Origin of the sequence: Amycolatopsis tucumanensis, from assembly GCF_021654135.1 — a bacterium.
GTDB classification, from domain to species: Bacteria; Actinomycetota; Actinomycetes; order Mycobacteriales; family Pseudonocardiaceae; genus Amycolatopsis_E; species Amycolatopsis_E tucumanensis.
Map to the genome: position 1 here is coordinate 25,087 of NZ_JAKGSD010000004.1, position 21,023 is coordinate 46,109.

Genomic DNA, 21,023 nt, shown 5'->3' on the forward strand with positions numbered 1-21,023 from the left:
GGACACAATGCCCGCCGCCGCCCCCGGACGCAAGCGTGTCACGCCTCAGGGTGAACCCTGAAATTCCGGCATCTCGCTCCGCCCCGCCGGGCCGACCGTGGATGATGTCCGCATGACGAAGGCGCTCGAGGGGGCCGCCGAGGGTGTCGCCGTGCCACGCGGACCCATCGGCAAGACCAAGCTTTTCTTCGCCACCCACTGGGTGCGCGGAGTGCCGGGGCAGCCGACGCCCGAGTGGGTGCTGCGGTTCGCCTACGGCATGTGGCTGGTCGCGTTCACCTTCAAGGTGCTCGGCTCGTCCTGGGACATGTCGTGGCACTTCAAGTTCATCCGCGACGACTTCGCCCCGCCGCACCTGATCAACACGGTCGGCACCGGGATCGTCATCGTCCTCGTCGCGATCCACAGCTACACCGGGCTCGGCTGCGACCGCCGGTCGCTGCGGCTGATGCAGGCCGGGCTGGTGATGTTCCTGATCGCCGCGCCGCTGGACGTCATCAACCACCGGGTCAGCGGCGTCGACCTGACCGCGTGGAGCCCCACGCACATGCTGCTCTACATCGGCACCGGCGTGATGCTCGCCGGCGTCATCGACGGCTGGCTGAAGTCCGCGCCGCCGGGCCGGTTCCGCACGCTGGTGCTGACCGGGCTGTGGGTGTTCTTCCTGGAGAACACGTTCTTCCCGAACGGGCAGCAGGAGTACGGCATCATCAGCCTGCGGGCGTGGGAGCGCGGCGCGCCGGAGGCCGAGCCGTCGCTGCTGAGCTTCGCCGCCGAGCAGATCGGGCACCCGGTCGACCGGGTCGCGGTGCTGCACTTCGCGATGCCGATCGCCGACTGGGTCTACCCGCTGTGGGGCATCGGGGTCTCCGCGCTGGTGCTGGCGCTGGCGCGGCACACGATCGGCCGCGCGTGGGCGGCGACCGCGGTGGCCGCGGCTTATGTGGCCTACCGCGCGATCATCTGGCCGCTGCTCGTCGTGGGCATGTTCCCGGCCTCGGCGATCCCGTTCTACCTGCTCGCCGTCGGGCTCGCGGTGGACGTCGCGTTCAGGATCGGGCGGGCGCACCGGGTGCTGACGCCGCTGGTCGGCGGGCTGCTGGTGACCGCGTTCGGGTACGGCGCGCTGTGGCTGCAGGCGCAGCTGCGGCCGTGGCTGCTCGGCGACGCGCACACCGAGTCCGCGCCGCCGTTCGCCTACTGGCCTGCCCTGGTGGTGCTGGTCGGCCTGCCGGTCCTCTGGTGGGCCCTCACCCGCGTGAGGACCCACCGGGAGGTCGCGGTCAGCTGAGCTTCTGGCCGGCCGACTTGAGGTGCTCGGCGGCCTCGACGATGCGCTTGGCCATCGCGGCCTCGGCCACCTTGAGGTAGCTGCGCGGGTCGTAGGTCTTCTTGTTGCCGACCTCGCCGTCGATCTTCAGGACGCCGTCGTAGTTCTTGAAGAAGTGGTCGGCGATCGGGCGGGAGAACGCGTACTGGGTGTCGGTGTCGATGTTCATCTTCACCACGCCGTAGGAGACCGCCTCGTGGATCTCCTCCAGGAGCGAGCCGGAGCCGCCGTGGAAGACGAGCTCGAACGGCTTGCTGCCCTCGGCGAGGCCCAGCTTCTCGGCGGCGACCTGCTGGCCGCGCTTGAGCACCTCCGGGCGCAGCTTGACCGCGCCCGGCTTGTACGCGCCGTGGACGTTGCCGAAGGTGGCGGCGAGCAGGTAGCGGCCCTTCTCGCCGGTGCCCAGCGCGTCGACGGTCTTCACGAAGTCGCCCTCGGCGGTGTACAGCTTCTCGTTGATGTCGTTCGAGACGCCGTCCTCCTCGCCGCCGACGACGCCGATCTCGACCTCGAGGATGATCTTCGCGGCGGCCGCCTTGGCGAGCAGCTCGGTGGCGATCTCCAGGTTCTCGTCCAGGTCGATGGCCGAGCCGTCCCACATGTGCGACTGGAACAGCGGGTTCTGGCCCTTGTTGACGCGCTCCTGGGACAGGGCGATCAGCGGGCGGACGAAGCCGTCCAGCTTGTCCTTGGGGCAGTGGTCGGTGTGCAGGGCGATGTTGACCGGGTACTTCTCGGCGACGACGTGCGCGAACTCGGCGAGCGCGGTCGCGCCGGTCACCATGTCCTTGACCCGGGTGCCGGAAGCGAACTCGGCGCCACCGGTCGAGATCTGGATGATCCCGTCGCTCTCCGCGTCGGCGAACCCGCGCAGGGCGGCGTTGAGGGTCTCCGACGAGGTCACGTTGATCGCCGGGTACGCGAACTCGCCCGCCTTGGCCCGGTCCAGCATCTCCGCGTAGACCTCGGGGGTGGCGATGGGCATCGTTGGTCCTCCTAGCTGTGGTTCGCCTTCCTTGCCCGAATCGTACGAGGTCGGCGGTGCGAGGACAGTGTGCTGGCTCTCTGCCGCGGAGGTCGGGAACGATCAAGTGAGAAAAGCCGCTCCACCCTGGTGCGGGCGGAGCGGCTTCGGCGGTCTGGAGCGGGTCAGGAGAGCAGGGCTTCGCTGATGGCGCGGTAGCCGGGCAGCGGGTCGTCGCCGAGGACCTGGACGCAGACGTGGTCGGCGCCGGCGTCGAGGTGGGCGGTGATGCCTGCGGCGATCGAGTCGATGTCGCCGTGCAGGGCGAGCGCGTCGATCAGCGCGTCGCTGCCGCCGTTGTCCAGGTCGGCCTCGGACCAGCCGTGGCGGAGCAGGTTGCTGCGGTAGTTGACGAGGTGGAGGTAGGGGTGCTCGATGGTCGGGCGGGCGATGGCGCGGGCCTTCGCCGGGTCGGTCTCCAGGACGACCTTCTGCTCGGGCGCCAGCAGCACGCCGTCACCGAGGACGCGGCGGGCTTCCTTGGTGTGCTCCGGCGTGGTCAGGTACGGGTGCGCGCCCGCGGTGCGCTCGGCGGAGAGCTTGAGCACCTTCGGGCCGAGTGCGGCCAGCGCGCGTGCGGCGACCGGTACGCCTGCCTGGTCCAGGCCGTCGAGGTAGTCGACGATCTTGTCGTAGGGCTTCTGGTACTCCTGATGGGCCTCCGGGTGGCCGATGCCGACGCCGAGGAGGAAGCGGCCGGGGTGCTTGGCCTCGATTCGGTTCCAGGACGCGCCGACCGTGGCCGCGTCGTCCTTCCACATGTTGACGATGCCCGTGGCGACCTTGATGTTCTCCGTCGCGTCCAGCAGCTCGTCGACGATGGTCAGCTGCCCGTCGGGGGAGCCGCCGATCCAGATCGCGCCGAAGCCGAGGCGTTCGGCTTCGCGTGCCAGGTCCGCGTTCAGCTGGTGCCAGCCCCGCCAGATACCGATCTTGCCGAGTTCGATAGCCATGACCGTCTCAACTCCGGCGGGTGGCCGGTGCATTCCTCTACGTTGGCAACATGGCGAAAATCGGTGATCTGGAGGTGTTCCCCCTGAACCTCGGGGGCAACGTGTTCGGCTGGACGGCGGACGAGGAGCAGTCTTTCGCCGTGCTGGACGCGTACGCGGCCGCCGGCGGCAACTTCATCGACACGGCGGACGTGTACATGGCCCGCATCCCGGGCAATTCGGGCGGCGAGTCCGAGACGATCATCGGCAGGTGGCTGAAGCGCCGTGGTCGCCGGGATGACGTGGTGATCGCGACGAAGGTGGGCAGCTGGGCGGCGCGGCCGGGGGTGAGCGCGAAGAACATCCGCGAGGCGGCGGAGGATTCGCTGCGCCGGTTGCAGACTGATTATCTGGACCTGTACTACGCCCACCGCGATGTGGCGGACGTGCCGCTGGAGGAGACGCTGGGCGCGTTCGACGAGCTGGTGCGGGCCGGGAAGGTGCGGCACCTGGGGGCGTCGAACTACAGCGCTGAGCGCCTGGCCGAGGCGCTGTCCATTTCGGACCGCGAGGGGTTCGCCCGGTATGTCGCGGTGCAGCCGCACTACAACCTGGTGGAGCGCGGGTACGAGCAGGAGCTGGCCCCGCTGGTGGCTCGCGAGGGCCTGGCGACGCTGCCCTACTTCGGCCTGGCGCGCGGCTTCCTGACCGGCAAGTACCGCAGCCGCGAGGCGAGCGGCAGCCCACGCGCCGAGAAGGCGGTGGAGTACCTGGACCACCGGGGCGAGCGGGTGCTGGAGGCGCTGGACGAGATCTCGGCCGCGCACGGAACCTCCCCGGCCGCGGTGGCGCTGGCATGGCTGGCCGCGCAGCCGACTGTCGTGGCGCCCATCGCCAGTGCCCGGAATGTGGAGCAGTTGACGGATTTGCTGGCCTCGGTGGAGTTGCGTCTTGATGCGGAGGAGCTGGCTGTTTTGGATGAGGCTTCGCAGTAGGTGGGTTGGTGGACCTGGGGCGCCCGGGCTGGCCGGATTGAGTTGGCCCGGCCCGGCCCCGCCGGGGTTTGGCCTGGCCCGGCCTGGTTTGGCCTGGCTTGGCTCGGCCTGGCTTGGCTCGGCCTGGCCTGGCTTGGCTCGGGCTGGCTTGGCTCGGGCTGGCTTGGCTCGGGCTGGCTCGGGCTGGCTTGAGCTGGGCCGGGCTGGCTTGAGCTGGGTCGGTCGGGGTCGGCCCGACTGGGCCTGGGGCGGCTGGGTTGGCCTGGCCATGGCTGACTCAGTCGGCGCCGGCCCGGCCTGCGCTGGAGGTGGTGGCCGGTCCTGCTGATGCGATCTGACCCTCGGCGGCGCTGGTGGTTCCGCACGCCACGAGTGGGCACCTCGTGCGGGGCGAGCGGCCCATTCGTGCGTTCATGAAGTGCCCACCGGTGCCCGCGTGTGCGAGGTGCCCAGTGGTGCGGCGATGAGATGCCTGCTCGTGTGGCTGTGAGGTACCCACTCGCGCCTCAGGCGCGAGGTGCCCACTCGTGCTGCCACGAGGTGTCCATCCACATGGCGGCGAGGCGTCCCTTGGTGCCTGGGCTGGGCGAGGCGCCCAGCGGTGCGCCGAGGAGGTGTCCAGTCGTGTGGCTATGAGGTGCCCGCTCGTGTGCCTATGAGGTGCCGGCTCGTGTGGCTGCGAGGTGTCCGCTCGCGCGTTCGCGAAGTGTCCACCGGTACTGCCACGACATTCCCACTCGTGGCCCAACGAGCGGTCACGCCGTGGCGCACGAAGCGCCCACCGGCGAGCCGCCGAGATGCCCACTCGGTGCCCCCGTGGCCGAGATGCCACTCGGTGCCCCCGTGGCCGAGACGCCACTCGCGCCCCCGCGAACGGCCTGCCAACCAACCCGGCAACGAAGCAACCACGAGCGCGCCCCGCGAACGACTCGCCCAGCGACGCTGGCCCCCGAGACCCGCCACCAACAAAGACCAATCCACCTACTGAGGAGTAGCTTACTCCCGGTAGGTTGGTATATGGTCCGTCCATGGCGAACGTAAAAGGCAAGGTCGTGCTCATCACCGGAGCTGCGCGCGGCATTGGCGCCGGGCTCGCGGAGCGTCTCGCGGCTCGGGGGGCCAAGGTTGCCCTCGTCGGGCTCGAAGCCGACGAGCAGCGCAAGGTCGCGGAACGCATCGGGGACTCCGCGAAGTCCTGGGAAGCCGACGTGACCGACTGGGACGCCCTCGAAAAAGCCACCGCGGGCGTGGTCGAGCACTTCGGCGGCATCGACATCGTCATCGCCAACGCGGGCATCGCCACCACCGGCTTCGTCCGCTCCGTCGACCCCGCCGCCTTCGAAAAGGTCATCGAGGTCGACCTGCTCGGCGTGTGGCGCACCTTCCGCGTCACGCTGCCCCACGTCATCGAGCGCCGCGGGTACCTGTTGGCCATCTCCTCCCTCGCGGCGATCACCCACGCGCCCGGCATGGCCAACTACGCCGCCGCGAAGGCCGGCGTCGAGGCGTTTTCCAACAGCCTCCGCGCCGAGGTCGCCCACCTGGGCGTCAAGGTCGGCGTCGCCCACCCGACCTGGATCAAGACCGACCTGGTCGACAGCGCCGACGCCCACCCGGTCTTCGGCAAGCTCCGCGCCGGCATGCCCGGCCTGCTCGGCAAGACCTACCCGCTGAACGTCGCCCTCGACCAGATCGAGGCGGGCGTCCTCAAGCGCGCCCGCGTCATCCACGTGCCCAAGTGGGTCGGCGTGCTCAAGGCCTTCCGCTCGTTCCTCCCGCCGATCGTCGAGCTCGGGTCGCGCACCCGCGTCCCCGCCGCGGACAAGGCCGCGCTCGAGGACATCAAGGCACGCGGCGCGCGCGAAGCCGCCATCACCGGGCATGGTGGACGGGCAGCGATCCATTGAGGAGGCCCGCATGTCCCGCCGCGACCTGATCAAGATGACCCCCGACGAGGTCCTCGCGTTCCTCGCCGAACAAAAGGTCATCAACGTCGCCACGATCAACCCCAACGGCCGCCCGCACCTCGCGCCGCTCTGGTACGTGCCGCGTGGCGACGGGGTCGCGACCTGGACCTACCGCAAATCGCAGAAGGTCGCGAACCTGCAGCGGCTGCCGCAGGCCACCGTGCTCGTCGAGACCGGCGACACCTACGACAAGCTGCGCGGCGTCCAGTTCGAGGCCGACGTCGAGATCGTCGAGGACACCCCGTCCGTGGCGGAGATCGGCTCGGCCATGGCGGAGCGCTACGGCGGCGGCTCGCTCGCCGCCGAGGTGGTCGCCGCACAGGCGGCCAAGCGTGTCGGGCTGGTGTTCACGCCGACGAAGGTCGTCAGCTGGGACCACACCAAGCTCGGCGGCGTCTACTGAACCCAGGCGCCCAGCGTCGGCTTGAACTCCCGCACCGTGAAGCTCTCCAGGGCGCCCTCGACGACGTACGGATCGGCGTCGAGGACGGCCTGGAGTGAGTCGGCGTCCTCGGCCTGGATCAGGAACACGCCACCCGAGTCGTCGGCGAACGGGCCGGCCACCGCGACCGTGCCCTCGGCCGCGAGCTTCGCGAGGTACTCGCGGTGCCGGGGCCGGACCTCCGCGTACTTCCCCTGGTCGTAAACCGTCTGCACCAGGAACCAGGCCATGCGCACCTCCGTCTGAGTACCTGCTCCGCACGCTACCGGGTGAAGTGAATCAACCGATACGCTGGTTCCCGCGTGTACAGCACGTGGACAACGGTCAGGCCGAGGACAGGCGGGAGTACATGCCGGACGGCAGCGCGGAGCGCAGCGTCGAACGCACGCTCGGGCACTTGCGCACCATGGACGGGGTCGCGCCGGCCCAGCCGGCGGGCCCGCTGACGCTGGAGGATCTGTACAAGATCCACCGGATGCGGCTGGTCCGGCTCGCGATCCTGCTCGTCGACGAACCGGCCACGGCCGAGGACGTCGTGCAGGAGGCGTTCACCGGGCTCTACCGCAACTGGGGCAAGCTGCGCGACGCCGCGTCCGCGGTCGCCTACCTGCGCACAGCGGTCGTCAACGGCTCGCGCAGCGTGCTGCGCCGCCGCAAGACCGCCCGCGAGTACGTGCCGCCGCACGTGGTCAACGCGCGCTCCGCGGAGAGCCTGGCGATGCTGTCCAGCGAACACCAGTCGGTGGTGAACGCGCTGTCGAAGCTGCCGCCGCGGCAACGCGAGGTGCTCGTCCTGCGCTACTACGGCGGGCTCTCCGAAGCGGAGATCTCCGAGGTCGCGGGCATTTCGAAGGGCACCGTGAAGTCCACGGCGAGCCGGGCCCTGGAGGCTCTCCAGAAGGCCATGAGTGCCTAAGCTGGTTTAGACCAATATGCTGGAGCCTGTGACGGGTTTCGTGCTGACGGGTGGCAGGCTCGCCCTCCCCGAAGGACTGGTGGACGACGGCTGGCTCGCGGTCTCCGGCGGGGCGATCGCGGGCATCGGCACCGGGACGCCACCGCCGGGTGACCAGGTGGACGTCGGCGGGTGCTACGTGGTGCCCGGTTTCGTCGACGCGCACTGCCACGGCGGCGGGGGCGGGTCGTTCTCCAGCGGCGACGCGAAGGAGATCGTCACCGCGATCAAGGCCCACCGCAGGCACGGCACCACCACGATGCTCGCGAGCCTGGTGTCCGATCCGGTGCGCACGCTGGTGGACCAGATGGCCGTGCTGCGGGAGCTCGTCGAGGACGGCGAGCTGGCCGGCATCCACCTGGAGGGCCCGTTCATCGCGTCCGCCCGTTGCGGCGCCCACGACCCGGCGGTGCTGCGCGAACCCGACGCGGCGACCGTCGACGCCCTGCTGCGGGCCGGTCACGGCGCGGTCCGCATGGTGACGCTGGCGCCGGAGCTGAACGGCGGTGTCCGCGCGGTCCGCCAGCTGGCCGAGTCCGGCGTGATCGCCGCGATCGGGCACACCGACGGCACCGAGGAGCAGATCCGCCCGGCCATCGACGCCGGTGCGACCGTCGCGACGCACCTGTTCAACGGCATGCGCCCGCTGCACCACCGCGAGCCCGGCCCGATCGGCGTCCTGCTCGACGACGAGCGCGTCACGGTCGAGCTGATCTGCGACCTGGTCCACGTGCACCCCACCGTGCTGCGGATGGCCGCCCGGTACGCCGGCCGCGGCCGCACGATCCTCATCACGGACGCCATGTCGGCCACCGACGCCGCCGACGGCCGCTACCACCTTGGCCGGCTGGAGGTCGACGTCCGGGACGGTGTGGCGACGCTCGCCGACACCGGATCGCTGGCCGGCAGCACGCTGACCATGGACGCGGCGTTCCGCAACCTGGTCAAGGGCGCCGGCCTGGCCATCCCCGACGCGGTCCGCGCGACCTCGGGACGCCCGGCCGAACTGCTGGGCCTCGCCGACCGGCTCGGGTCGCTGCGCACGGGGCTCGCCGCCGACCTGGTGGTGCTGGACGCCGACCTCCGGCCCAAGCGGGTGCTGCGGCAGGGCGCCTGGATCGCCTGATCAGGCGGGCGGCTCGACGTGCTCCACGTAGAGCGGCGTCGCGGCCAGCACCGTGCCCGACGGCGTGGGGATCCGCGCGGTGACGCGCGCGTAGCCGGCGACCCAGGCGGCGGTGTAGCGCGGCTGGAACTCCTGGTCCAGCCACCGCAGGACCCGCTTCAGCCACCCGTGGAACAGCTGGTTGTCGTCGAGGTCGCTCCGGCCGTTCTCGACGTTCGCTTCGCGCAGCGCATGGGTGAAGTGCAGCCACAGCGAGAACGTCACGTCCCGCCCGGTCCGGTGCTCCGGGTGCCCGGCCCCGAGCAGGTGGGCGCTCGAGCCGTGCAGCAGCAGGCGCAGCTGCCCGCCGGAGGGGTAGCCGTCGACAGGCTCGCCGACGTCCAGGAAGGTCGCCGCGCTGACCACCACGCCGTAGCTCATCGGCGCCTCGAAGTGCACCCACTGCCCGGGCCGCACGTCCGGGTCGGCGAACCACTTCGGGGCCCGCTCCGAGGCCTCCAGCCGCGCGACCGCGCCCGCGAGCCCCGGCTCGGCCTCACGCGCCGCCTTGCCGACCTTGAATCCGCCGACCGGAGTGGTCACCTCGGCCTCCACGTCCCGCAGGCCGCGGGCACGCTTCGGCAGGTCGGGAAGCAGCTGCCGGAGCTTCGCCTCCGAGACGTAGACGAGTTCACGCATGTGCCCATCGTGCCGTGCGGTTGATTACGCTGTGCAGGGTGAGCGAGCCGAAGGACCCGGAACGGCTGCTGGCCGAGGCGCTGCAGGCGCAGGCCCGCAGCGCGCCGCACCCCGGCCCGCCCTCGGGCGGGTGGCCGCAGTTCGGCCTGCTGTCCGGCGCGGACGCCAGCTCGCTGGAACGCGAGCGCGCCGCACTGGAAAACCCAGCCAAGCGGCCCGCCCCGCAGGCGCCGCGCCGGAACGTTCCCCCGGTCCGCCACCTGCCCGCCTACTGGGTCCTCGGCCTCGCCGCGCTCCTCGGTCTCGCGACCGGCGCGGTCATCGGTCTCATCACTCTCCTGTGAGCCCACATACTGCACACAGGGTCACCCTGTACCGTTTTGTGCTGTGATTCTCGCCGAGACCGCGACCACGCTCGCTCTCATGCCGAAGTGGTTCAACCCGGAGTACCTGCTGACCGAGTTCGGCGCGTACGTGATCCTCGGGCTGTGCCTGATCATCTTCATCGAGAGCAGCATCTTCCCCGTGCTCCCCGGTGACTCGCTGCTGTTCACCGCAGGCCTGTTCGTCGCGCAGGGCTCGATCCAGGCGCCGCTGTGGCTGGTCTGCACCCTGGTGACGGTCGCGGCGCTGCTCGGCAACGTCCTCGGTTACGCGATCGGCTGGAAGGCGGGCCCGGCGCTGTTCCGGCGCCCGGACTCGAGGTTCTTCAAGCAGGAGTACGTCGACAAGACGCACGCGTTCCTGGAGAAGCACGGCCCGAAGGCGGTCGTGCTGGCCCGGTTCGTGCCGTTCGTCCGGACGTTCATCACCTGGATCGCCGGCATCGGCCGCATGGACCCCAAGAAGTACTTCACCTACACGGTGATCGGCGGCATCCTGTGGGCCGGTGGCATCACGGCGCTGGGGCACCTGCTCGGCAACATCTCGTTCATCAAGAACAACATCGAGGCCATCTTCATCCTGATCGTGCTGGTCTCGGTGGTGCCGATCGTCATCGAGTGGGCGAAGGCCCGCCGCGAGAAGAAGCTGGCGGCCGCCGCGGGCCCCGCCGAGTCCGACGCCGAGGTCACGCAGCAGATCCCGCGCATCGAGCGCTGACGCAGGCGCGAGAAGGCCGCCGCACCCGCTCCGGTGCGGCGGCCTTCTCACGTCTCAGGCGGGCGCGATCGCCGGTAGTCCCATCGACCGGGCGCATCCGAGCAAGTGCTTGTCGTAGGTGACGAACGCGGTCAGATGCCTGCCGAAGATCGCCTGCGCCGTCGCCAGGTGGATGGCGTCGAGCGAGCGCAGATCGGGCAACCGGTAGCTCGCCGCGGTGGCGCGGACCAGTTCGTCGATCTCGTAACGCGCGATCCGCTCCAGGACAGTCGGCACGCGGGCGACGAGCTCCGGTCGGTCCGCAGCAACGCCCTGGGCAGCTCGACCTCGGCGAGCGCGGAGGAGACCAGCGTCGACTCGTCCCGGGCGTCCAGCCAATCCGCCAGCGCATCGCTTTCCGGCTCCCGCCGGATCAACTTCACCAGGGCAGCCGTGCCGAAATGGATCATCAGTACCGTTCGTCGTCCCGGAGACGACGGACCAGGTCGCCCGCTTCGTGGTCGGTCCTGACCGGCCCGGTGGGCCGGGGTACCGGGCCGGTCAAGGTCGCCGGCCGCAGCTTGCCGGTGGCGAGCAGCGCCGAGAGGGGACCCGGCTGCGCCGGGACCAAGCGGGCGACCACTGCGCCACGTTCGGTGATCTCGACTTCTTCGCCGTTCTTCACGCGAGCCAGGACCCCTGCGGTGTTCTGGTTGAGCTCGCGAACTGACACCCGGGTCAAGGGGCTGGTGTACCACGAAGGCGCCGTACACCAGCCCGGATTGGCAGCGTCACGTCATCGAGAACATCGAGCCCGGGTTGAAGAGGTTCTCCGGGTCCAGCGCCTGCTTGATCTGCCGGTGCACGCGCATGCCCACCGGGCCGATCTCGCGCTCCAGCCACTCCTTCTTGATCTTGCCAACGCCGTGCTCGCCGGTCACCGTGCCGCCCAGCTTCAGCCCCACGTCGAGGATCTCGTCGAACGCGCGCCGCGCCCTGGCGAACTCGTCCTCGTCGTCGGGCTGGTACACGATCGTCGGGTGCATGTTGCCGTCGCCGGCGTGCCCGACGACCGCGATGCGCAACCCGACCTCCTCGCTGATCCGCTGGCAGCCCGCGATCAGCTCGGCGATCCGCGTCCGCGGCACGGACACGTCGTCGGTCAGCCACACGCCGTACTGCTCCAGCGCGGTCAGCACCACCCGCCGCGCCTGCATCAGCATCCGGCCCTCTTCGAGGTCGTCCGTCGCGTACGTCATCGTCGCGCCGCAGTCGTTGCAGATCTGCTCCAGCGCGGCCAGCTCGCGCCGCGCCACCTCGCCGCCCGCGTCGGACTGGCACAGCAGCAGCGCCTGGCAGTCGGAACCGGCGCCGAGGTCGGTCTTCAGGTACGTCTCGGCCGCCTTGATCGAGCTGGCGTCCATGATCTCCATCAGCGACGGCACCAGGCCCTCGCGCACGGTCCGCGCCACCGCCGTCCCGGCCGCCTCGGTCGTGTCGAACCCGGCGACGAGCGTGCCCGGCGCCTGCGGCAACGGCTTCAGCGCGACCGTGGCCTGCGTGATCACCCCGAGCGTGCCCTCGCTGCCGACGAACAGCCGCGCCAGGTCGTAGCCCGCCACGCCCTTCACGGTGCGGCGGCCGGTCTTCAGCAGCGACCCGTCGGCGAGCACGACCTCCAGGCCCAGCACCGAGTCGGTGGTCACGCCGTACTTCACGCAGCACAGCCCGCCCGCGTTGGTGGACAGGTTGCCGCCGATCGTGCACCAGTCGTAGCTGGACGGGTCCGGCGGGTAGAACAGCCCGTGCTTCTCCACGGCGTTGCGGAAGTCGAGGTTGACCACACCCGGCTGGACCACGGCGAGCCGGTTGCCCGCGTCGATCTCGACGATCTGGTCCAGCTTGGTCATCACGAGCACGACGCACCCGTCGATGGCGTTCGCGGCGCCCGACAACCCGCTGCCCGCGCCGCGCGGCACGATCGGCACCTTCGCCTCGCCGCACGCCCGGACCACCGCCTGCACGCCTTCGACGTCCGAGGGCAGCACCACCGCCAACGGCCGGCCCGAGGGGGCCAGCGGCATCATGTCGCGGGAGTAGCTCCCGGTGACGTCCGCATCGGTCAGAACAGCGTCCTTGCCCAGCTCGGCGCGCAGTTTCGTCAGCAAAGCGTCGGTGCTCATGCATCTATGGTAGTGCCCATCACGTCCGCAGTGCGGAAAAAATTTTCCGCAGTGATCGACCACGGAAATCAGTTGTCTGTGGCAACTAAAGTGTTGTCGACCACAGACGGGTTATTTGAGTGGCGCAACCAACTATCCCGGGTGCATCCTTGACACGAGCAACTAGTTGCTTCGGTCAAATAAGACATCCCGTACGAAGAGAGTGATCGGCCATGCCATCTCCCGTAGAGGAAGCGGCCTTCACGGACACCGAGCTCGACATCGCCGACGAGCTCGGCGTGCAGCTCGTCCGGTTCATGCGGCTCCTCACCAAGGCGAAGTCGCAGGTCGCGAAGCTCGGACCGGACGGGATCGAACGCGCCGCCTACGCGATCCTGTTCCAGCTCGTCCACGACGGGCCGCAGCGCACGAGCAAGCTCGCCGAGGCGCTGCACGCCGAGATCTCGACGATCAGCAGGCAGAGCAGCTCGCTGGTGCAGCACGGCCTGGTCGAGCGCCTCGCCGACCCCGAGGACGGACGGGCCTGCCTGCTCGCGCCGACCAGCGAGGGGCTGCGCGTGTTCGAGGAGAACCGCAGGCAACGCAACCGGTGGCTGGCCGAGGTGCTCGCCGAGTGGCCGGAGGAGGAGCGCCGCGTCCTGAACAGGCTCCTCGACCGGCTCAACACGGGGATCGAAGCTCACGCTCCACAACTCGCCGACCAGATCTCGGCGCGCAGCAAGGGGGAAAGCGCATGACACGCTCCACAAGAGAACAACCGGCGCCCGTCGCGGGCGCCGTGGCGGACGAGGGTCCGCGCCTGACGCACAAACAGATCCTGACCATCCTCAGTGGACTCCTGCTGGGGATGTTCCTCGCGGCGCTGGACCAGAACATCGTCAGCGTCGCGATCGTCAAGATCGCCAACGACCTGCACGGCTTCGACGAGCAGGCGTGGGCGACCACGGCGTACCTGATCACCGCGACCATCGCGACCCCGCTGTACGGCAAGCTGTCCGACATCTACGGCCGCAAGCCGTTCTACCTGACCGCGATCGCGTTGTTCGTGATCGGCTCGGCCGCCTGCACGTTCGCCACCTCGATGTACGAGCTGGCCGCGTTCCGGGCGTTCCAGGGCCTCGGCGCCGGTGGCCTGATGTCGCTGGCCATGACGATCATCGGTGACGTGGTGCCCGCCCGCGAGCGGGTCAAGTACCAGGGCTACTTCATGATGGTCTTCGGCAGCGCGACCGTGCTCGGTCCGGTGCTGGGCGGCCTGTTCTCCGGCTTCGACAACCTGGCCGGCCTCGACGGGTGGCGCTGGATCTTCCTGATCAACGTCCCGATCGGCGTCGTGGCGCTGGCGGTCGTCGCCAGGGTGCTGAACGTGCCGCACCAGCGGCAGGACCACCGCATCGACTGGTTCGGCGCCGTCTCGCTGGCCATCGCCGTGGTGCCGCTGCTGCTGGTCGCCGAGCAGGGCCGCACCTGGGGCTGGGGCTCGACCACGTCGGTGATCTGCTACGCCGTCGCGGCGTTCGGCATCGTCCTCTTCCTCTTCGTCGAGTACGTGATGAAGGACGAGGCGCTGATCCCGCTGCGGCTGTTCCGCAACTCGACGTTCAGCGTCGCGATCGGCGGCGGCACGCTCGTCGGCCTCGGCATGTTCGGCGCGCTGAGCATGATCCCGCTGTACTTCCAGGTCGTGCGCGGCTACTCGCCGACCGAGGCGGGTCTGCTGATGCTGCCGCTGGTGCTGGGCATCATGACCGGTTCGCAGATCTCCGGCCGCATCACCGCGAAGACCGGGCGCTACAAGATCCTGCCGGTGGTCGGCACGGTCCTGATCGCCGCGGGCGCGGTGCTGTACGCGCAGGTGCACTACGACAGCCCGCTGTGGCAGCCGCTGGTCGTCGCGCTGCTGATCGGTCTCGGCCTCGGTGGCTGCATGCAGACGCTGATCATCGCCGCGCAGAACGCGGGCCCGCGCCGCGACATGGGCGTGTCGACCGCGTCGGCGACGTTCTTCCGGCAGATGGGCGGCACCCTGGGTGTCGCGGTCTTCCTGACCATCCTGTTCAACCTGCTGCCGGGCAAGATCGCCGACGCCTTCGGCGGCAACCTGCCCGCGGGCTTCGACCAGAACCAGCTGAGCGCGCTGCAGGCGGACACCAGCGGCCTGCACAACCTGCCGGACGCGGTGAAGGTCCCGATCCTGACCGGGTTCACCAACTCGATGCACGGCGTCTTCTACGTCGCCGCCGGGGTCGCCCTGCTCGCCGCGATCGTGCTGGCGTTCATGAAGGAGATCCCGCTGGCCGGTGGCCCGGCCACGCCCGCGCCGCCGGTCGAGGGCGGCGAGGCGCTGCTGCCGGACGACAAGGCGAAGGCGGAAGCGGAAGCGGACACCTGGGCGGACGCGGACGCCGCGTTCGACGAGGACCGCGAACCCGTGCTAGTCGGTGGGAGGCATGCGTTGAGCGACAACGGACACGGCGAGTACCAGCTCGCCGCCCAGACCGCGCCGATCACGAACGCGGTCGCGAGCGCCGGGGCGGACCAGTCCCTCGGCACCGGCGGGCAGCCGGTCACCGGCACCATCCGGCGCCAGGACGGCACCCCCGTCGGCGGCGCCGCGCTGACCCTGATCGACCAGCGGGGCCGCCAGGTCTCGCGGGCGACCGCGGGCGGTGACGGCGGGTACCGCATCGCCGCGCCGGGCGGCGGCACCTACGTGCTGATCGTGTCGGCGACCGGGCACCAGCCGCAGGCGGCCAGCGTGGTCGTCGCGGACGGTCCCGCGCGGCTCGACCTCACCCTCATCGGGTCGGGCGAGCTGAGCGGTGTGGTCCGGGTGGCGGGCAAGGGTTCCCCGCTGGCCGGCGCCACCGTGACGCTGACCGACTCGCGTGGTGAGGTCACCGGGGCCGCGATCAGCGACGCCCAGGGCGGCTACGTCTTCCGCGGCGTCGGCTCCGGCACCTACACGCTGGTCGCGAGCGCCGACCGGATGCGCCCGGTGGCGTCGCTGATCACCGTGCCGGAGAGCGGTGTGCTGCAGCAGGACGTGGAGATCGCGCCCGCCGTACTGCTGGCCGGGACCGCCCGCACCGACGGCGGCCGCCCGGTGCCGGACGCGCGGATCACGGTGCTGGACGCCGAGGGCAACGTCGCCGCGGTCGCGCGGACCGACGAGAACGGCGAGTACGTCGTCAGCGACCTGCCGGAGGGCGACTACACCGTGGTCGCCAGCGGGTACCCGCCCGCGACGAGCCAGGTCAGCCTGCCCGGCGGCGGCGACATCCAGCACGACGTCCGGCTGGGTTACGAGCAGGTCCTCGACCAGCTCGGCGACCCGGCGAACAACGGGGTGGAGCACTCATGAGCGGATTGCGCGCGCAGATCCGCACGGCCGAGGGCTGGGCGGTGGCGAACGCGGTGCTGACCGTGACGGACATGAGCGGCCAGCAGGTCGCCCGTGCCGTCGCCGACGAGACGGGAGCGGTGGTCACCCCACCGCTGCCCGCGGGCGTCTACACCGCGGTCCTCACCGCCGCCGGGTACGCCCCGGTGGCGCGGACCGCGCAGATCGGATCGGACGGGTCGGGCTCGCTCGGCGACCTGGTGGTGACGCCGGTGGCGGGTGCGGTCGAGCTGCCGCCGGCCGGGCCGTGGACGATCGACCCGGTGCACTCCAGCGCGGTCGCCACCGCGCGGCACCTGGGCATCGCCAGCATCAAGGCGCGGTTCTCCGACATCAGCGGCCGCATCGAGATCGGCCGCCCCGCCGAGCAGTCGCGGGTGGAGGCGGAGATCAAGGCCGCGAGCATCGACACCGGCATCAAGATGCGCGACGACCACCTGCGGTCGCCGGAGTTCCTGGACGTCGAGTCCTACCCGGTGATCGGGTTCGTCAGCACCGGGTTGCGGCAGCGCGGCGCCGACACCTGGACGCTGGCCGGGGAGCTGACGCTGCACGGCGAGCGCAAGCCGATCGAGCTGGACCTGACCTACGGCGGTTACGGGCCGGATCCGTGGGGCGGGGTGCGGGTCGCGTTCCACGCGGAAACGCAACTGCACCGGAACGATTTCGCGATCAATTACAACGCGATGGTGCGTGCCGGCGTCGCCGCGATCGGGTCGAACATCAAGATCGAACTCGACATCGAGGCTGTTCAGGGCGAGTCGCTGCCGCAAATGTGAGCGGATCCGCGGTCGCACACCCTGTTCGGTGTGCGACCGCGTTCCGTAACGATCACCTGTTTTCCGCCGATCGGTCGACCGTTGGTTGCGTGCGGCACGTACGCTTTCCGGGTGACTTTCGACTTCGCCGCGTCCGAAGCCGTCGGCGTCGGCTGGTTGAACACAGCCGGCCCGCTGCTGGTCTGGGTCATCGTGCTCAGCTTCGTGTTCATCGAGTGCGCGCTCATCATCGGGCTGTTCCTGCCCGGGGACTCGCTGCTGTTCGCGGCCGGGGTCGTGCTCGCCTCGCACGGGGCGCACGCGAGCGCCTGGCTGCTGTCCGGGGCCGCGCTCGTCGTCGCGGTGGTCGGCAACCAGGTCGGCTACTACATCGGGCAGCAGACCGGCGTCCGGTTCATCGCCAGACGCGGGGGCAAGGTGCTGAACCGGCACAACCTCGAACGGGCGCGCGAGTTCCTCGACCGCAAGGGCTTCTTCGCGATCGTGGCGGCCAGGTGGATCCCGTGGATCCGCACGCTGGCGCCGCTCATCGCGGGCGCCGCACGGATGGACCCGCGGCGGTTCATGCTCGCCACCACGATCGGCGGCGTGTTCTGGGTGCCGACGCTGGTGCTGATCGGCTACTACGGCGCCGGCCTGCTGGACGCGATCCCGTGGGTCAAGACCGTGCTGGTGTGGCTGTCGGTCGCGTTCTTCGTGGTCGGCACGGGGTACGGCTTCGTGCGGTACCGGCAGGAGATGCGCCGCCCGGTCGAGGAAGACCCGGAGAACGAGTACCCCGCGGCGGCCTAGCTTCAGCTAGCCGTACCGCGCCGTCAGTTCGGCGCCGATCCGGGCCAGTTCGGCGCGGACCGGCTCGGGGTCCAGCACCTCGATCAGCGCGCCCCAGCCGGCCAGGTGGCGGGCGATGTCCAGCGGCGTCGGCGCGGCAAGGCGGACCCGGCTGCGGCCGTCCTCCTCCGCGACGACCTCACTGTGGCGCCCGAACTGGTCCCGCAGCACATCCGCGAACCGCGACTCCACGAGCACCGTCGCCCAGGTGCGGGACCGGCGCCGCTCCACCTCGGCGACCACCTCGTCCCACGCCTGCGCCAGAGTGAAGTCGTCCGGCCGCCCGGCCGGTTCCTCCGTCGCTTCGGCGGCCAGGATCCGGTCCACCCGGAAGGTCCGCCTGCCGCGCTCGGTGCCGGCCACCAGGTACCAGACGTCGTCCTTGTCGACCAGGCCCCACGGGTCGACCAGCCGCTCCGAGCGCTCCCGCTTCGAGTTCGCGTACGCCAGCCGCACCTTCCGCCGCCCGATCACCGCCGCCTGCAGGCGGTCCACCAGCTCCGGGCGGGTCTTGTCGCGCTCACCCCAGCGGGCCGGGTCGATCATCGTCGCGCTCGCCGCGGCCTCCGCGTCCGCCCGGAACGGTCCCGGCAACGCCCGCACCAGCTTGCGCAACGCCGCCTTCGCGTCGTCCGACTCCGCCACCGGCCCGGCGAGCAGGAACAACGCCCGCGCCTCGGCCGCGGACAACCCGCTCAGATCCGTCCGCGCGCCCCCGACCAGCGACCACCCGCCGCCGCGGCCCGGTTGTGGATAAACCGGGATCCCGGCTGTGGACAACGCCTCCAGATCACGGCGCGCGGTCGCCACCGACACTTCCAGTTCGGCGGCCAGTTCGGCGGCCGTGACCCGGCCGCGGGCCTGCATCAGCAGCACCGCGGAAATCAACCGGTCGGCTCGCACGAAATCCTCTCCGGAAAGTGCTCAGTTGGTGAGCACTTTAGGCGCGAGCATGGGTCCTGTCACCGGAGAAAGGACCGAAAAATGTTGCGAGGACTCACCACCGTCACCTACTACGCCGACGACGTGGAGGCCGCCGCCCGCTGGTACAGCGAAGTGCTCGGCGCCGAGCCGTACTTCCGCCGCCCGCTGGACGGACCGCCCGCCTACCTCGAATTCCGCATCGGCGACCACCAGCACGAACTCGGCATCAAGGACAGCCGCTACGCGCCGGAGAAGCCGGGCGCGAACGGCGCGATCGTCTACTGGCACGTGGACGACGTCGAGGGCGCCTTCCGGCGGCTGCTCGACCTCGGCGCCACCGAGCACGAGAAGCCCATCGAACGCGGGCCCGGCTTCGTCACGGCGTCGGTGGTCGACCCGTTCGGCAACGTGCTCGGCGTGATGTTCAACCAGCACTACCTGGACATGCTGCGATGACCACGTACAGCGCGCGCACCGCGGCGGAGTGGCGGGACTGGCTGGCCGCGCACAGCGGCACCGAGCGGGAGATCTGGCTGGTCATCCAGCACAAGGACAGCCCCGTGCCGAGCGTCGGCTACGGCGAGGCGATCGAGCAGGCGTTGTGCTTCGGCTGGATCGACAGCCACGCCCGCAAGCACGACGCGACCAGCTTCCGGCTGCGCTTCACCCCGCGGCGGCCGGGCAGCAACTGGAGCCGGGTGAACCAGGAGCGAGCCGCGCGCATGATCGAGCAGGGCCTGATGACCGAGCGCGGCCAGGAGCAGATCGACCTGGCCAAGGCCCGCGGCGCATTCCCGGACCGGCCCGTGAGCCCCGAGGCAGGCGCTAGTCGCGCAGGCGGCTCTTCTGGATCTTCCCCGCGGGGGTGAGCGGCAGGCTGTCCCGCACGACGATCTCCTTCGGCACCTTGTAGTCGGCGATCTTCCCGGCGCAGAACGACTTCAGGTCGTCGCCGGTCGCGGTGGCCCCTGGCGCGAGCACCACGTAGTAGCGGCCGATCTCGCCGAGCACCGGGTCGGGCACCCCGATCCCGGCGGCCAGCACGACGTCGGGATGCGCGGTGAGCACGTTCTCGACCTCCACCGGGTACACGTTGAACCCGCCCTGCACGAACATCTCCTTGGCCCGCCCACGCAGCCGCACCGCGCCGGTGTCCGTCACGGTCGCGAGGTCGCCGGTGCGCAGCCAGCCGTCGGCGAAGGCCTCGGCCGTCTCCCGCGGGCGGCCGTGGTAGCCGGCCATCAGCGAAGGCGACCGCACGAGCAGCTCACCCGTCCCGTCCGCGGCGGCGTCCACCCTGATCTCGACGTCCGGCAGCGGGTGGCCGACCGTGGTCGCGGTCGTGTCGAAGTCGTCGTCCCACGCCGTCATCAACACGGCGCCCGCGGTCTCGCTCAGCCCGTAGAGGTTCATCACCCTGGCGCGCGGGAACCGGGCGTGCAGGCGCTCCAGCAGGGCGGGCTCGGCGTTCGCGCCGCCGGTGACGACCAGCCGCACCGCCGAGGTGTCCACCGCGTCCAGCTCCGGACGGTTGAGCAGCAGCGTGTGCATCGTGGGCACCCCGACCCACAGGGTGAGGCCCGCGGTGGCGAAGAGACCGGCGATCTCGCGGGGGTCGAAGGCGGGCAGCAGGACCGCGCGCGCCCGTGCGACGAGTGCGGCCAGCACGCAACAGGTGATCCCGCTGACGTGGTTGAGCGGCACGGCGACCGGCAGGACGTCGTGCTCGGTCATGCGCATGTGCCTGGCCTGCGAGCGAGCCGCCGCGAGCTGGCCGCGGTGGGTGAGGACGGCGCCCTTGGGCGTGCCGGTGGTGCCCGAGGTGTAGATGATCATCACCGGGTCGTCCGGGGTGACCGCTGCCCCTGCCTCCGCCGTCGGCCCGTCGACCAGGAGGTCGTCGAAGGTCAGGCCGTCGCCGCCGAAGGTCACCACGGTCTCGACGAGGCCGGCGAGCAGCGCGGGGAAGTCGATACCGTCGTGCGACGGCACGGTGACCACCAGGCGCGCTCCGGAGTCACGCAGCATGTGGGCGAGTTCGTTCTCCCGGTAGCGCACGCTCAGGCCCACCACGACCGCGCCGATCTTGGCCGCGGCGAAGTAGACCACGAGCCATTCCGGCGCGGTGGGGCCGAGGACGGCGATCCGGTCGCCGTGCCGGATCCCGTGCCGCAGCAGGCCGGCCGCGAACCGGTCGGACAGCCGGTCCACCTCGGCGAACCCGATCTCGCGGCCACCGGACAGCCAGCCGATGGCGGCCGGGTCCGCGGCGGCGTCGGCGAGTGCGTCGAAGATCCGGTCCGTCATCGGTCCTCCGGGGGCTGGCGCTTCCACCGCGGTCGCGTGGTGGAACCAGGTTCTCGCGGTCGACCGC

General features: G+C 70.6%; 23 protein-coding genes. 14 read left to right on the forward strand and 9 right to left on the reverse strand.

Features of this window, described 5'->3' with window-relative positions; all coding sequences use genetic code 11:
* Positions 1-112 precede the first annotated feature (112 nt).
* Entirely contained in the window at positions 113-1,291 is a 1,179-nt protein-coding gene (locus tag L2C96_RS06395) for a hypothetical protein (protein ID WP_237335535.1), read from the forward strand.
* On the opposite strand, the gene fbaA is transcribed toward L2C96_RS06395, so the two are convergent.
* Both fbaA and L2C96_RS06405 read right to left on the reverse strand, forming a co-directional pair.
* Positions 1,284-2,315 (reverse strand): class II fructose-bisphosphate aldolase, encoded by a 1,032-nt coding sequence (gene fbaA, locus L2C96_RS06400; RefSeq protein ID WP_020418427.1) that lies wholly within the window; start codon positions 2,313-2,315, stop codon positions 1,284-1,286. The genes L2C96_RS06395 and fbaA overlap by 8 nt on opposite strands.
* A gap of 164 nt (positions 2,316-2,479) precedes the next feature.
* On the reverse strand, positions 2,480-3,307 hold the full coding sequence (locus L2C96_RS06405) for an LLM class F420-dependent oxidoreductase (protein WP_020418426.1): 828 nt from the start codon (positions 3,305-3,307) through the stop codon (positions 2,480-2,482).
* 50 nt (positions 3,308-3,357) lie between these two features.
* On the opposite strand from L2C96_RS06405, the gene L2C96_RS06410 reads away from it, so the two are divergent.
* The 3 genes from L2C96_RS06410 to L2C96_RS06420 all read left to right on the forward strand — a co-directional run bounded on the left by L2C96_RS06410 (position 3,358) and on the right by L2C96_RS06420 (position 6,651).
* On the forward strand, positions 3,358-4,281 hold the full coding sequence (locus tag L2C96_RS06410; RefSeq protein ID WP_237335536.1) for an aldo/keto reductase: 924 nt from the start codon (positions 3,358-3,360) through the stop codon (positions 4,279-4,281).
* Between the two features lie 1,028 nt (positions 4,282-5,309).
* Positions 5,310-6,188: an SDR family oxidoreductase gene (locus tag L2C96_RS06415; protein WP_237335537.1), complete on the forward strand. Its 879-nt coding sequence runs from the start codon at positions 5,310-5,312 to the stop codon at positions 6,186-6,188.
* Positions 6,189-6,198: 10 nt separating this feature from the next.
* Entirely contained in the window at positions 6,199-6,651 is a 453-nt protein-coding gene (locus tag L2C96_RS06420; protein WP_020418423.1) for a pyridoxamine 5'-phosphate oxidase family protein, read from the forward strand.
* Here L2C96_RS06420 and L2C96_RS06425 read toward each other — a convergent pair.
* Positions 6,645-6,920, reverse strand: coding sequence for a YciI family protein (locus L2C96_RS06425; RefSeq protein ID WP_020418422.1), 276 nt, complete (start codon positions 6,918-6,920; stop codon positions 6,645-6,647). The genes L2C96_RS06420 and L2C96_RS06425 overlap by 7 nt on opposite strands.
* Before the next feature lie 119 nt (positions 6,921-7,039).
* Here L2C96_RS06425 and L2C96_RS06430 point away from each other — a divergent pair, with 119 nt between their 5' ends.
* The gene (locus L2C96_RS06430) at positions 7,040-7,606 is read left to right on the forward strand and encodes a SigE family RNA polymerase sigma factor (RefSeq protein WP_026153625.1); all 567 of its coding nucleotides are present in this window, start codon (positions 7,040-7,042) and stop codon (positions 7,604-7,606) included.
* A 40-nt stretch (positions 7,607-7,646) separates the two neighbouring features.
* Complete coding sequence (gene nagA, locus L2C96_RS06435; RefSeq protein ID WP_027935930.1) at positions 7,647-8,771, forward strand: N-acetylglucosamine-6-phosphate deacetylase; 1,125 nt, start codon at positions 7,647-7,649, stop codon at positions 8,769-8,771.
* Here the strand turns inward: nagA and L2C96_RS06440 are convergent, their stop codons facing one another.
* Positions 8,772-9,449, reverse strand: a complete 678-nt coding sequence (locus tag L2C96_RS06440) for an SAVMC3_10250 family protein (RefSeq protein ID WP_237335538.1) — start codon at positions 9,447-9,449, stop codon at positions 8,772-8,774.
* A 38-nt stretch (positions 9,450-9,487) separates the two neighbouring features.
* Here L2C96_RS06440 and L2C96_RS06445 point away from each other — a divergent pair, with 38 nt between their 5' ends.
* Positions 9,488-9,793 carry a hypothetical protein gene (locus L2C96_RS06445; protein ID WP_020418418.1) on the forward strand — a complete coding sequence of 102 codons (306 nt, stop codon included), beginning with the start codon at positions 9,488-9,490 and terminating at the stop codon, positions 9,791-9,793.
* 43 nt (positions 9,794-9,836) lie between these two features.
* Positions 9,837-10,550, forward strand: a complete 714-nt coding sequence (locus tag L2C96_RS06450) for a DedA family protein (protein WP_020418417.1) — start codon at positions 9,837-9,839, stop codon at positions 10,548-10,550.
* A 54-nt stretch (positions 10,551-10,604) separates the two neighbouring features.
* On the opposite strand, the gene L2C96_RS06455 is transcribed toward L2C96_RS06450, so the two are convergent.
* The 3 genes from L2C96_RS06455 to L2C96_RS06465 all read right to left on the reverse strand — a co-directional run bounded on the left by L2C96_RS06455 (position 10,605) and on the right by L2C96_RS06465 (position 12,712).
* Entirely contained in the window at positions 10,605-10,826 is a 222-nt protein-coding gene (locus L2C96_RS06455) for a PIN domain-containing protein (RefSeq protein WP_237335539.1), read from the reverse strand.
* Between the two features lie 172 nt (positions 10,827-10,998).
* Positions 10,999-11,262, reverse strand: coding sequence for a type II toxin-antitoxin system Phd/YefM family antitoxin (locus tag L2C96_RS06460; RefSeq protein WP_237335639.1), 264 nt, complete (start codon positions 11,260-11,262; stop codon positions 10,999-11,001).
* Between the two features lie 58 nt (positions 11,263-11,320).
* Positions 11,321-12,712 carry an FAD-binding oxidoreductase gene (locus tag L2C96_RS06465; RefSeq protein WP_237335540.1) on the reverse strand — a complete coding sequence of 464 codons (1,392 nt, stop codon included), beginning with the start codon at positions 12,710-12,712 and terminating at the stop codon, positions 11,321-11,323.
* A gap of 212 nt (positions 12,713-12,924) precedes the next feature.
* Here L2C96_RS06465 and L2C96_RS06470 point away from each other — a divergent pair, with 212 nt between their 5' ends.
* The 4 genes from L2C96_RS06470 (at position 12,925) to L2C96_RS06485 (ending at position 17,686) form a co-directional block, all read left to right on the forward strand.
* Complete coding sequence (locus tag L2C96_RS06470; protein WP_020418414.1) at positions 12,925-13,449, forward strand: MarR family winged helix-turn-helix transcriptional regulator; 525 nt, start codon at positions 12,925-12,927, stop codon at positions 13,447-13,449.
* Positions 13,446-16,076 carry an MFS transporter gene (locus tag L2C96_RS06475; RefSeq protein ID WP_237335541.1) on the forward strand — a complete coding sequence of 877 codons (2,631 nt, stop codon included), beginning with the start codon at positions 13,446-13,448 and terminating at the stop codon, positions 16,074-16,076. The genes L2C96_RS06470 and L2C96_RS06475 overlap by 4 nt, the downstream gene beginning before the upstream one ends.
* A complete protein-coding gene (locus tag L2C96_RS06480) occupies positions 16,073-16,894 on the forward strand; it encodes a YceI family protein (RefSeq protein WP_020418412.1) in 822 nt (273 codons plus the stop codon). The genes L2C96_RS06475 and L2C96_RS06480 overlap by 4 nt, the downstream gene beginning before the upstream one ends.
* Positions 16,895-17,005: 111 nt before the next feature.
* Positions 17,006-17,686 carry a DedA family protein gene (locus L2C96_RS06485; RefSeq protein ID WP_020418411.1) on the forward strand — a complete coding sequence of 227 codons (681 nt, stop codon included), beginning with the start codon at positions 17,006-17,008 and terminating at the stop codon, positions 17,684-17,686.
* A gap of 6 nt (positions 17,687-17,692) precedes the next feature.
* Here L2C96_RS06485 and L2C96_RS06490 read toward each other — a convergent pair whose 3' ends face one another.
* Positions 17,693-18,628 carry a helix-turn-helix transcriptional regulator gene (locus L2C96_RS06490; RefSeq protein ID WP_237335542.1) on the reverse strand — a complete coding sequence of 312 codons (936 nt, stop codon included), beginning with the start codon at positions 18,626-18,628 and terminating at the stop codon, positions 17,693-17,695.
* Positions 18,629-18,709: 81 nt separating this feature from the next.
* Here L2C96_RS06490 and L2C96_RS06495 point away from each other — a divergent pair, with 81 nt between their 5' ends.
* Entirely contained in the window at positions 18,710-19,105 is a 396-nt protein-coding gene (locus tag L2C96_RS06495; protein ID WP_020418409.1) for a VOC family protein, read from the forward strand.
* A complete protein-coding gene (locus L2C96_RS06500) occupies positions 19,102-19,518 on the forward strand; it encodes a YdeI/OmpD-associated family protein (protein WP_237335543.1) in 417 nt (138 codons plus the stop codon). The genes L2C96_RS06495 and L2C96_RS06500 overlap by 4 nt, the downstream gene beginning before the upstream one ends.
* Here L2C96_RS06500 and L2C96_RS06505 read toward each other — a convergent pair.
* Positions 19,475-20,956, reverse strand: a complete 1,482-nt coding sequence (locus L2C96_RS06505) for a class I adenylate-forming enzyme family protein (RefSeq protein WP_237335544.1) — start codon at positions 20,954-20,956, stop codon at positions 19,475-19,477. The genes L2C96_RS06500 and L2C96_RS06505 overlap by 44 nt on opposite strands.
* Between the last annotated feature and the right edge of the window lie 67 nt (positions 20,957-21,023).